Genomic DNA, 12473 nt, shown 5'->3' with positions numbered 1-12473 from the left:
TATTATAGTGATGCAAAAAATCAGATTATCGAAGAAAAAACTCAATTTATTGATACGAGTCATAAAGATCGACTTACACTGCTAGGACAAATGACTTCTAGCTTCATCCACGAGTTTCGAAATCCACTTACCTCTGTTCAAGGCTTCATTCAATTATTAAAAGCTGAAAATCCAAATTTGAAATATTTAGATATTATTTCGATTGAATTAGAACAGTTGAATTTTCGTATTTCTCAGTTTCTCTTACTATCAAAGAAGGAATTGATTGGAAAAGAGAAAGTAAATTTTTCACTTAATGAAATAATTGACGAAGTATTAGTTTTCTTGTATCCCAGCATTTTGGACGGAAAAGTGAAAATTAATAAATGTATGCCAGACTCCATTTCCCTTTTAGGTTATGCGGATGAGATCCGTCAAGTATTGATCAATATTATTTTTAATGCCATTGATGTTTTACATACATCTACGTCAGGACCATTAATTAAAATAACAAGCCATATTCAAGATGATTCCTTTATAAGGCTAGAAATTGCCAATAATGGGCCAAAGATCCCGCAGCATCTTGTAAAGTCCATCTTTGAACCATTCGTAACAACTAAATCTCTTGGCACTGGGCTAGGATTATTTGTCTGCAAAGAAATTATTGAAAAGCATAAAGGGAAATTAGAATGTGAAACAAAAGGAGACTTAACGGTTTTTAGCATAATCCTTCCAGTTTCCAATATAAACCTAGGCTGACTTCTATTGAAGTCAGCCCTTTTTTCAATAATCAAATACGTGATATCAATCCTTAAGAAAAATTCTTATGTACTTCATTCATTTTTAAGATTAAAATTGGTAATTATCTCTAATTTTTTTTATTTAAGGAGAGTGTACGATGTTTGTGTTAAAGGTTGATCAGGATATCGAACTGCAGCTTTTTCAATTACACCATTCAGAAGAACTGTATCATTTAGTCGATACGAATAGACAGCATTTAAGAGAGTGGCTTCCTTGGGTTGATAATATGACTTCACCAATCCAATATCATGAGATTATTCCAATGTGGCTAAAAGCCTTTGCTGATAATAATGGATTTAATGCTGGCATTCGTTATAAAGGCCAGCTTGCCGGTTCAGTCGGTTTCCATCAAATTGATTGGAATAATAAACAAACGAGTATGGGCTATTACCTTGCAAAAGGGTTTGAAGGGAAAGGGATTATGACTAGATCGGTTCAGGCTCTAGTCAATTACGCGTTTCTAGATTTAAGTTTAAATCGGCTGGAAATCCGCTGCGGGGTAGGAAATAAGAAGAGCCGTGCGATCCCTGAAAGATTAGGATTTATACAAGAAGGAATTATTCGTGACGCAGAATTTTTATACAATCATTATCATGATCTAGTCATCTATGGAATGCTATCACGTGATTGGAAATAAAAGAAGTAGATTAGTTTTTGTGGAGAAAAATTGTAATTGCATACTGGCTATTATAATTTGAGCTTTGCGGACATCAGTTCCGTTATTCGTGACAAAATGGGAGAATTCCTTATGTTTGCGGACACTGGTTCCGGTATTTTGTAAAAAGCAGTACTTTCTACGTGTTTTTACGTAAATAACGTACCCTGAGTCCGCTTAGCCATTAATTAAGGCTATTTTAATGAAAATATCGGATTCAATGTCCGCATTTAATTGAAAAAGTGCAAAAAAGTAACGCTCAAGCGATTTTTGTATCTAAGCGTTACTTTTTTTGGGTTTTTCTCTACAATAATAATTTTTGACTTTCCTTCACTCTCAAGAATCTTAAACCATTTAAAGTTACAATTAAAGTCGCACCCATATCAGCAGTTTCAAGTGCTGTATCCGTACCCGCTCCCCACATTACAATGCCAACATTTGCAGCTACAAGAGCGGGGGCATCGTTTACTCCATCCCCCACCATTGCCACTTTTTCATATATGGCTCGAAGCTCATTTTCTAGTTCTTGTAATGTGGCTTCACCGTAGACCGTAAGCTTAGAAGCTCCAAAATTAACATTCGCATCCATTACACCATCCAGGTGCTTTATGTTCTTTTCGAACTTTTGGGCGCAGCTAATTCAAGAAAAGCCTTGAACACGATAAACAATTTTTTTCTGCTCTTTCTACATTGCCTGTACCACGTAAAGCCACCTTCTTTTGATTGTTACCTACTAGTTAATTCAATCATTTCATTTTTTGTCAAAGAAATTCAAGCCATGTTTATTTGGATCTATTATAAGGTATTCATACAATAGAAAGAACCAATCAAAATCATTAAAAAGATGACAGTATAGTTTTTCAAATAAAAAAAGATCATTTCGGGAAAAGTAAATTTCAGAGGAGGTGAACGGTCCTTACATATTTTGTGAGGATATGAATGATGGTACTAAATATTTTCCTTCTATTTTTATTAATTGCCTTAACTGCTTTTTTTGTTGCTTCTGAATTTGCCATGGTTAAAGTGCGATCATCCCGAATTGACCAATTAATTGCAGAGGGAAATCCGAAAGCTCACACGGCAAAAAAAGTAACCTCCAATTTAGATGAATATTTATCAGCCTGCCAGCTAGGCATAACTATAACTGCTTTAGGACTCGGGTGGCTCGGTGAACCGACTATTGAAAAAATTTTGGAACCAATTTTTGAACATTTAAATTTGCAGCCTTCTATCACAAAGGTTCTTTCGTTTATTATCGCTTTTTCGTTAGTCACCTTCTTGCATGTAGTAATAGGTGAACTGGCTCCTAAAACATTTGCCATTCAAAAAGCTGAAGCCATTACATTAGCATTTGCACAGCCTTTAATCTGGTTTTACAAAATTTTATTCCCATTTATTTGGACTCTAAATCACTCGGCAAGATTTGTAACTAGCCTGTTTGGTTTAAAGCCTGTTTCTGAGCATGATATTGCCCACTCTGAAGAAGAACTGCGGATCATTCTTTCTGAAAGCCTGAAGAGCGGGGAAATAAACCAGTCAGAATATAAATATGTAAATAATATTTTTGAATTTGACAATCGCATCGCAAAGGAAATTATGGTTCCACGAACAGAGATTGTCAGCTTAGATGAAAATGCTACTCTATCTGAAGTACTTGATGTCATCATGAATGAAAGATATACAAGATATCCGATTACAGGCGGAGACAAAGACACCATTCGCGGACTTATTAACGTGAAAGAAATATTAACCGATTGCATTCGAAAAAAATGCCAAGAAGAAAAAACAGTTGTGCAATATATAAAGCCTGTTATTAGAGTCATTGAAACGATCCCCATTCATGACCTCTTGTTGAAAATGCAAAAGGAACGAACCCATATGGCCATTTTATTCGATGAATATGGAGGAACAGCCGGCTTAGTAACGGCAGAGGATATTTTAGAAGAAATCGTTGGTGAAATTCGTGATGAGTTTGATGCAGACGAGCTTCCTTTCGTGCAAAAGCTGGACAAGGATCATTATATATTAGATGCAAAGCTGCTCATTTCAGAAACGAATGACTTATTAGGAACGGATCTTGATGAAGACGAAGTAGATACTCTTGGCGGCTGGATACTCACACAAAAATTCGATCTCGAACAGGGTGAAGCCATTGAACATGATGGATACCTATTTATCATTAAAGAAATAGAAGGCCATCATATTCTGTACATTGAAGTTAAAAAGACTGACGCTGACTGATGAATAGACCTTTAGGAATACAACAATTTTCATTCCTAATTCCGGTCTGTTCCTTTCGGTTCGTTTTTTTATTCTCTGAAAATTCAAATACATATTTCTTTAGAATGCCCAATAAATTAATGTAACAAATGATTATTAAACTGTTACGTTTGACTGTATGGTTTTATCTAGCATATAATAAATTTAGGGAGTTACACTTTTTTTTCGAAACTCTAGTTTAATTAAATGGCAATGGGGTGATACGATGGGGCAGTTTATCGTATTGGTGAATTAGCAAAAATTGCAAATATTTCTAAACGAACTATAGATTATTATACAAACATCGGGCTTATTCAAGCTCAGCGTACTAAGTCTAATTATCGTATGTATTCAGAAGAAGTTCTGTCCGACCTTCATTTTATTGAAGATTGTAAATCTATGCATTTTCCGCTAGATGAGATTAAGAGAAAACTAGAATTAAAATCAAAAACGGTCATGCATACAAGAGATGTTGAGAGGCAAATTGATGCGATTACACAGCAAATTAAACAGCTTCATAATGAAATTGCTGTCCTGCTGCCATTAATCAATTGCCTGGACGAAGATCAAAAGGGTGACCTTTCAAAAAAGCTTAATACAGAAGGCACAACATTAATTAAGACTCTTGTAAGCTTGACAAGTTAACCCTATTTTCTAATATTTCAGGAGGTGACTCCTTACCCGAAAGATCGGGCTAAGGGAATTTATTTGGACATATTAAACTTGGTTATTATAGCCATTTTAATTGCTTTGACGGCATTTTTTGTGACATCGGAATTTGCCATCGTTAAGATAAGAAGTTCAAGAATCGATCAGTTAATTGAAGAAGGAAATAAAAGTGCTATACATGCAAAGAAAGTGATTAGTAATTTGGATGAGTATTTGTCAGCATGCCAATTGGGAATAACGATTACTGCCCTTGGTATTGGGTGGCTTGGTGAACCAACCATTGCACATATGCTTCACCCTATTTTTGATAAACTAAGCATTCCAAGTTCTGCATCACAAATTCTTTCGGTAGGAATTGCCTTCGGGATTATTACCTTCTTACATGTTGTTGTTGGAGAATTGGCGCCAAAAACCCTTGCGATTCAAAAAGCTGAAAAGGTTTCATTGTTAACCGCACGTCCATTAATTTTATTCTACAAATTAATGTATCCGGTAATCTGGGCTTTAAATGGATCTGCTCAATTATTAACACGATTATTTGGATTAAAGCCAGTTTCCGAACACGAATTAGCCCATTCAGAAGAAGAACTTCGCATTATTTTATCTGAAAGCTATGAAAGTGGAGAAATCAACCAATCTGAGTTTAAGTATGTAAATAAAATCTTTGATTTTGACGACCGTATTGCGAAAGAAATCATGGTTCCACGAACAGAAATCGTATCATTCTCGAAGGATGACACGCTTGAAAACTTTTTAGAAACGGTTTATGAAGAGAAATTTACACGTTATCCGATTATCGATGGGGATAAAGATCATATTATCGGATTAGTTAATATTAAAGAAGTAATGACGGATCTCATTAAGAACAGACAGGTCACTTCCAATAAGCTTGAATCTTACACACGTCCCATTATTCGCGTGATTGATACGATTCCGATCCATGATCTTCTCCTTAAAATGCAGAAGGAAAGAATTCATATGGCTATCCTGATGGATGAGTATGGCGGAACTTCTGGACTTGTGACAGTAGAAGATATTATCGAGGAAATTGTCGGTGATATCCGCGATGAATTTGATATGGATGAAGTGCCAGAGGTTCGGAAAATCAATGATGAACACTATATTATTGATTCCAAAATGCTTGTAAGCGAAGTAAGCGATTTGCTTAATGTTGATATAAATGATGAAGATGTAGATACAATCGGCGGGTGGATTCTTACAGAGAATTACGAAGCTAAGCAAGGCGATGTGATTGAATTAGATTCCTATGCCTTTAAGATTATCGACATGGAAGATCATCATATTAAGTATATTGAAGTCCAGAAGCTAAATGAAAATGAAAAGCCTCAACCCCTTCCATTGACGGAAACGCAAGTAGTCTAGAAGTAAGAGGTTAGATGTGAAAGGAGAAATCGGTGAAAGATCCGATTTCTTTTTTTATATTAAAAAACCCTTAGCTAAACAAACTATGGCCCTAAGGGTTTACTGCTCTCACTATTTACCTTTTTGGCAGGTGGATTGTAAATTTAGTTCCTTTTCCCTTTTCACTGCTCACTTCTATATGACCATTATGAAGCTGTACGAGCTGTTTTACTATGGATAAACCTATGCCGAATTCGCCAAACGACTCTCCCGTTCTTGATACATCTGCTTTATAAAACCGATGCCAAATGGACTCGATTTCTTCGGGATCAATTCCAATGCCGGTATCCTCGATTTCAATTATCGTTTCCTTCTCTTCCGATATTCCTTTTAGGATAATCTGGCCCCTTTCTGTGAACTGATTACTATTTTTGACAATATTAATGAGAATTTGGATGAGCCTGTCATAATCGGCAATGACCTTAATATTCTCATCACATATGACCGATATATGATTATTTTTTTCAAGGGCCTGCATATGAAGCTGCTCTTTTACGACTTCGAGCACTTCAGATAAATTTATTTCCACCCTATCGAGCTTCAGTTGGTTAGAGCGGATTTTTTCATAGTCAAGATTTTCGTTCACAAGCCGTATCAGTCTTTTCGCTTCACGGTCAATTAATATCATGCCTCTTTCAATATCCTCTTCCGGAATTAACTGATTCTTTATTCCTTCAGCAAGTCCGCTAATCGTCGTTAAAGGGGTCCGCATCTCATGAGAAACATCTGCTATAAATTTCCTTCGCCTATTTTCCAGCCGGTCAATTTCTTCGTGAGATTTCTTTATCTTTCCAGCCATTTCATTAAAATCCCTTGCAAGCTGGCCAATCTCATCGATAGACGATTCTGGAACGTGAACATCATAATTTCCGGCCGATATCATGGAAGTCGCATTGCGGATTTCCTTAATCCGTTTTATCAAGCTTTTCGAAAAAATAAGGCTAACTAGAATGGAAGCTGATAAAGAGATGACGATCGTATATAATAAGAATTTATTTAATTGGGTAATCATATTCATCGTCCCTGTAATGGGCGATAGTAGAAGAATTCCCCCGCCTAACCGATCTCCTTGCATGAAGGGAACAGCTACAAGTGAAACCTCCTGACCAAATCGTTTAATATCATGCTTAACAGATACTTTATTTCCCTTTGATATTTCTGTCCACTCTTTTTCAGTCAACTGTATTAATGGGCTGCTTTGTAACTTCGGATAGATAACTTTTCCTTCATAATTAAACAGAATATATTTAATATGCCTAGTATTAAGAAGCTGGCTGTACTCGGCTAAAAATTGTTCATTCCCCTCAAGCCTTAAAGTTAAATCTGTTAGGATTTGATCGCCATATGCCTCTAGCTCCTCCACTTTATTCTGGAAAATATACCTTTCAACAAACTGTGAAAATGACAAACTCAAAATGAGGAAAGCCAAAATGAGGATGCTAATATGACTAATTAAAAGCTGATAAAAAAATCTAATCCTCATTCGGGACCACCGTTTCATCAAATTTATAGCCAATTCCCCATACCGTTTGAATAAATGGCTGCTCAGGTGTACCGATTTTCTTCCTTAACCGTTTAATGTGAACGTCAACCGTCCGTTCATCCCCATAAAACTGATAGCCCCATACACGATCTAACAGCTGCTCACGTGAAAAAACCTGCTTTGGGTTTTTCACAAAATAATAAAGCAAATCAAATTCCTTTGGCGTTAGATTAAGGAGAGGCTGCCCATTAAAATATACTTCGCGTGAATCCTTACTAATTTTAAAATATTGGCTTGTAATGACATTGCTTTCCTCTTTCTCTATGACATCTGATTGATAGCGTCTTGTTACAGCCTTTATTCTTGCCATCAGTGCGAGTGGACTAAAAGGCTTCGTCACATAATCATCCGCTCCCATTTCAAGACCTAACACTTGATCAGAGTCGCTGTCCTTTGCCGTCAGCATGATAATTGGTACTTGACTCAGTTGGCGGATTTTGCAGCAAAGAGTAACTCCATCCATAATAGGAAGCATCCAATCGACAATAATTAAATCCCATTTCCCCTTATTAAATCGATCAAAGCCTTCTTGTCCATTATGAACAAAGACTCCTTCATACCCTTCCTTCATAAAAAACATCTCCAGCATGGAACAAACACTTTCATTATCTTCAACAACGAGAATTTTCATAAAAACATGCACCTTCCCATGTAAATACCTTTTCTTTAATGTAATCGAACCCTCCCCTATTTTACAATAAATATCACTTATACCTAAGTATTTAATGGGCGGGCCAATTTTTTCCACATTTGTTTAATAATTTTGGACATGCTATATACGGACCCAAAAAAAACAAAAAGGAGAATGCAAATGGTGACAAGAAATTTACTTAAAAAATGGGCGATCGGGATGCTTGTTTTTGGATTCATACTAGCCCAATCAACTGTTATTACATATGCTGAAAACGGTGGGCATCATGAGTTTAAGAGAGACCATCACCATCATTTTATAAATGAAGGGGATCTAAAACGCCTTTTGGATCAAGGTTATTCCAAAGAAGAAATTCTTAAAGCCGCTCATATCGCTAATTATTCGAATAAAAAAATTGATGATGTCCTAAATGTTTATAAGAAAAATGATTCGTCATGGGAGAAAACGGCAGAGCATTATGGGCTTGATTTGAAAAAGCTTAAGGAGCAATACCATGAGCATAAGGAAAAATACTTGCAGGATCATAAGGGCGAGGTCATAGAAAACGTAGCTGAATATACTGGAAAAACAGAAGATGAAATTAAAGCTTGGGTAGACGAAGGTATTTCATTACGGTTTATTGTAATAGGTGCGGCCATTGCAAAGGTAAGCAATAAGGATTTATCTGAAGTGATTAAGATGAAACAGGAAGGACTATCCTTTATGCATATAAAAGATAGCCTCAAAATCGACCAAAAAAAAGTCCGCGAAGAAAAGAAAGCATTGATGATGAAAATAAAAGAGGATATTAAGGATTAAACAAATTGCTTAGAAGGCTGCCTTATGAGATAAGCAGCCTTCTATAATTAATTAGACTAGCCCCCTTAAACGCGGATGGCTTCTCCTTCATTCTGATAGAATAAATCCTTATTCCAGCGCATATTTTCTTACATAATGGCAGGAGTTTCTTGAATCTTAGCAGAAACTTTAGAGGACTGAGGCTGCTTCGTAATGATTAATTTGAATTCACCCTTAGAAGTATGGACAGTTATATGTAAGCTTGTGTCTTCATCGAATAGGAAAACTGCTTCACTCTGAACAGATTGAGGGGCCATTCCTAATTCTATTCCTCTATTAGACATATTCACCAAGTAAATTCCGTTATGAAGATTCAGAAACTCACTGACAGATGCTTGAGCCAGTTCGCAAGCTTCTGTCAATTCTTCTTCGGCATAGATGGATGCGATTTGCAAAAACATTTCTTCACTAGCAGCAAGTGCGGTTAACAGTGGTGCCTCACCTTGGATTTCCTGCAAGACAAGCCAATCTGTTTCGACTTCTCCACTTACTGAACTTAACTCAATATAAACTTGATCATCAATAAACCGAATCATATTCTTTATAAATAATGAAAGATAGTCAATAAATTCTTTTATTTCGTTTGAAGATGAATGTAATAGGCTTTCGACCATTGCATCAATGTCACCGTTTTTAATCGCTTCAAAACGTTCATCTGATAGGCTATATAACTTTTTATATTCATTTAAAGAATTCGAGAACTCGTCAATCGTCATAAAGTTGTTGTCCACAATTGATTGTGCCAATAGTAAATGATTGCTTTTCTGTGCAGCTAGCATTTGCTCAACCTGATCATTGGATAAAAGCCCCAGATCAACTGCAATTTCACCAAATCTTTTATCCTGTTTTTTCTGTTTTTCATGAATTTCTTCCACTTGGGCTGAAGTTAGAAAGCCTTTATCAACTGCTATGACACCAAATTTTACATGGGTTGATTTTTGCTGATCAAGCGCCTGTTTGAGCTGTTCAGTTGTTAACAGTCCTTTATTTAATAAATAATGTCCAAAGTATTGACTAAACATGAGCACTGTCCTTCCTTTCTTCCTTTAACGCTTTTTCAATAATGGAAGTTACCGCTTCTAGCGTAATAGGCTTTTGAATAAAATCATCTGCGCCAAAGTCGAGTGCTTTTTTCAAATGAGATTGAGTCCCTGCAGAAGATGCCATAATCACTTTCATTGCAGGATGATCTCTTTTTATTTCTTCTAATGCTTCAATGCCGTCTTTACCAGGCATAACAATATCCATAAAAATGAGATCAGGCTTAAAGGTATTTGCCTTTGTTATAGCTTCTACCCCATTTTGAGCCTCCTCGATATTTTTGCATTGGCAAACTTCTAATATATTTCTAAGTTTCTTTCTAATTAATGCAGAATCATCGCAAATTAACACTTTTAAATGATTTTCCATTTTGAATTCACTCCTGTTTTTAAAGATATAGGATAAAAGTTCTACAATATATGACAATATTCCTTCTTTATTTTCTAAATGCATTACTTAATTCCTGTAATTCGTGTAACATTTCCGACATTTTTCAATGCTCATGTACTTGAATAAAGTAAAAAAATGTTATAATTTTAAAAATGGATATTCATGATCCAACTGAAAAGGAATCATGTAAAAATTGGGGGAAACTATATGATCGATTCATCAGAAAATGTGGTCGCGGCACCCTTGCATAAGGGATTGTCCAAAGCAAAATTAGCAAAAATTTTGTTTTTTATTTGTCTCGGTTCTGTATTAATGGGGGTAGGGATTGAGGAGTTTCTCGTTCCGAACAAAATTTTGGATGGAGGAATAACTGGTATCTCCATCATGCTTTCACATGTTACCGGTATAAAATTAGGATTATTTATCTTCATTCTGAATCTCCCCTTTTTCTATATAGGTTATAAACAGATTGGTAAAACCTTCGCATTTTCCACTCTACTGGGAATTACAGTTCTCTCTGTTTCAACCGCTCTTCTCCACGATGTTCCCGTATTTACTAAGGATCCTCTTCTCGCAACTGTATTTGGAGGGATTATTTTAGGAGCAGGAGTCGGAATCGTTATTCGCTATGGCGGCTCTCTCGATGGGACCGAGATATTAGCCATTATTGTGAACAAAAAGCTTCCTTTCTCTGTAGGAGAAATTGTTATGTTTTTTAATCTTTTTATTTTCACTTCAGCAGGGTTTGTATTTGGCTGGAATCGAGCGATGTATTCAGTTCTCGCCTATTTTATTGCATATAAAACGATTGATATCGTTATTCAAGGATTAGATGAATCGAAATCTGTTTGGATCATCTCAGAAAACCACAAGATAGTCGGAGATGCTATTCTTGCAAGACTCGGCCGTGGCGTCACTTATTTGAACGGTGAAGGGGCATACACCGGAGATGATAAAAAAGTTATTTTTTGTGTCATTACACGTCTCGAAGAAGCTAAGTTAAAAACGATTGTGGAAGAAATTGATCCACATGCCTTTTTGGCCATCGCCAATATCACAGAGGTTCGTGGCGGACGGTTTAAGAAAAAAGCTATACATTAAAAAAGGGTTTATGTAGCTCAGTTTTTGTGGAAAACATATTAATCAGCTGATCAAAATCGTATATTAATTTGGGCAGCTGAGCTTGGCCTTGGCGGACACTCGTTCCGTTATATGTGGCAAAATGGATTAGATTCTTCTGTTTGCGGACATAGGTTCCGCTATATTATAAAAAAAGCAGTGATTTCCTCGTGCTTTTTCGTAAATAGCGTACTCAGTGTCCNNATTTAATGAAAATAACGGATTTAATGTCCGTAGCTTTTTTATTAAACAGCACCCTTTTTACTTTCGTATCCTTAACTGTCCATTCATTATTGCTTTGTTCTAAATGAATCGAAATATTTGGACTTTCCAAATCCTTATAAAAAGATAGACGCTTCATTAGGGTTACCGTGGAAAAAATAGATTCTTTTTTCTCTAGTTGACTCCCCACTCAAATGCCCATTTATGCTCTAATATAGAACATCCCGTTTACCGGCAATTACGCTATATTTCATCAGATCAATAAAATTTAGATTCATACTGTGGTCAATAACCTCATCGTATTTATGGCCGAAGCTCGAAAAAATATCCATCTTTTTTAATACTTAGTTCAAAGCATGCCAAACTTTAAGAAAAAATTTAGAGGTCAATAATGCTTTGTGCAACCATACAATTCATCAGTTTTTCAGCTAACCTGCTCTTTTGTTCAGTATATTCAACAAAATACCGCTCCTTTATCAACAACACCTCCGTTTCAAATACGACTACTTTACATGTTTTTCCAAGCCTCTCTAGTTTTCCAAAGCAGGCAAGAAAATAATTCAAAAACTCAACTTAATACTCTTTAAACAAAATGGTAAAAAAACAAATGCATTTATATGGACTTGGTCTATTAGTCNNAGGAATACAGTAATACTAAGGAAGATAAAAAGTGAGTTAAGTAGCTTAAGGAAAAACGTAAATATGAAAGGGGAGACATATTTAAGCGAGAGAAACAGGAGAAGGAATGGATAGTCAAGGTAAATATTGATACCGAAAATTTAAAACTGATAGTCGGTAACAGAAAAAGAGATAATTTCAAAACTTGATTTTGAAGTTAGAAAAACTGTCAAAAACTTCAATTTCCACACAAGATACTATTACTG

General features: G+C 35.8%; 12 protein-coding genes. 7 read left to right on the top strand and 5 right to left on the bottom strand.

Annotation, left to right across the window (positions count from 1 at the left end; genetic code table 11):
- The coding region (locus tag V7149_RS11925) for an ATP-binding protein (protein WP_335345845.1) at positions 1 to 738 on the top strand (738 nt) is incomplete at its 5' end.
- Between the two features lie 139 nt (positions 739 to 877).
- Complete coding sequence (locus V7149_RS11920) at positions 878 to 1417, top strand: GNAT family N-acetyltransferase (protein WP_335345844.1); 540 nt, start codon at positions 878 to 880, stop codon at positions 1415 to 1417.
- A gap of 322 nt (positions 1418 to 1739) precedes the next feature.
- Here the strand turns inward: V7149_RS11920 and V7149_RS11915 are convergent, their stop codons facing one another.
- Entirely contained in the window at positions 1740 to 2105 is a 366-nt protein-coding gene (locus tag V7149_RS11915; protein WP_335345848.1) for a heavy-metal-associated domain-containing protein, read from the bottom strand.
- Positions 2106 to 2374: 269 nt separating this feature from the next.
- Between V7149_RS11915 and V7149_RS11910 the strand changes: the two genes are divergently transcribed.
- The 3 genes from V7149_RS11910 (at position 2375) to V7149_RS11900 (ending at position 5746) form a co-directional block, all read left to right on the top strand.
- Positions 2375 to 3676, top strand: a complete 1302-nt coding sequence (locus V7149_RS11910) for a hemolysin family protein (protein ID WP_335345843.1) — start codon at positions 2375 to 2377, stop codon at positions 3674 to 3676.
- Between the two features lie 261 nt (positions 3677 to 3937).
- Positions 3938 to 4339, top strand: a complete 402-nt coding sequence (locus tag V7149_RS11905) for a MerR family transcriptional regulator (RefSeq protein WP_335345847.1) — start codon at positions 3938 to 3940, stop codon at positions 4337 to 4339.
- Between the two features lie 63 nt (positions 4340 to 4402).
- Positions 4403 to 5746, top strand: a complete 1344-nt coding sequence (locus V7149_RS11900) for a hemolysin family protein (protein WP_335345842.1) — start codon at positions 4403 to 4405, stop codon at positions 5744 to 5746.
- 115 nt (positions 5747 to 5861) lie between these two features.
- Here V7149_RS11900 and V7149_RS11895 read toward each other — a convergent pair whose 3' ends face one another.
- Positions 5862 to 7268 (bottom strand): HAMP domain-containing sensor histidine kinase, encoded by a 1407-nt coding sequence (locus V7149_RS11895; RefSeq protein ID WP_335345841.1) that lies wholly within the window; start codon positions 7266 to 7268, stop codon positions 5862 to 5864.
- The gene (locus tag V7149_RS11890; RefSeq protein WP_335345840.1) at positions 7258 to 7959 is read right to left on the bottom strand and encodes a response regulator transcription factor; all 702 of its coding nucleotides are present in this window, start codon (positions 7957 to 7959) and stop codon (positions 7258 to 7260) included. The genes V7149_RS11895 and V7149_RS11890 overlap by 11 nt, the downstream gene beginning before the upstream one ends.
- A 180-nt stretch (positions 7960 to 8139) precedes the next feature.
- Here V7149_RS11890 and V7149_RS11885 point away from each other — a divergent pair, with 180 nt between their 5' ends.
- On the top strand, positions 8140 to 8778 hold the full coding sequence (locus tag V7149_RS11885; RefSeq protein ID WP_335345839.1) for a hypothetical protein: 639 nt from the start codon (positions 8140 to 8142) through the stop codon (positions 8776 to 8778).
- A gap of 128 nt (positions 8779 to 8906) precedes the next feature.
- Here V7149_RS11885 and V7149_RS11880 read toward each other — a convergent pair whose 3' ends face one another.
- Together V7149_RS11880 and V7149_RS11875 are read right to left on the bottom strand one after the other, a co-directional pair.
- Positions 8907 to 9839 (bottom strand): hypothetical protein, encoded by a 933-nt coding sequence (locus V7149_RS11880; RefSeq protein ID WP_335345838.1) that lies wholly within the window; start codon positions 9837 to 9839, stop codon positions 8907 to 8909.
- A complete protein-coding gene (locus V7149_RS11875; RefSeq protein WP_335345837.1) occupies positions 9832 to 10227 on the bottom strand; it encodes a response regulator transcription factor in 396 nt (131 codons plus the stop codon). The genes V7149_RS11880 and V7149_RS11875 overlap by 8 nt, the downstream gene beginning before the upstream one ends.
- Before the next feature lie 228 nt (positions 10228 to 10455).
- On the opposite strand from V7149_RS11875, the gene V7149_RS11870 reads away from it, so the two are divergent.
- Positions 10456 to 11349: a YitT family protein gene (locus tag V7149_RS11870; protein ID WP_335345836.1), complete on the top strand. Its 894-nt coding sequence runs from the start codon at positions 10456 to 10458 to the stop codon at positions 11347 to 11349.
- Positions 11350 to 12473 lie beyond the last annotated feature (1124 nt).

This window comes from Bacillus sp. JJ1503, assembly GCF_036965125.1.
Classification (GTDB): Bacteria; Bacillota; Bacilli; order Bacillales; family Cytobacillaceae; genus Cytobacillus.
Note: the sequence above shows the minus strand (reverse complement) of the source record. Positions and strands in the feature narration are given on the sequence as shown.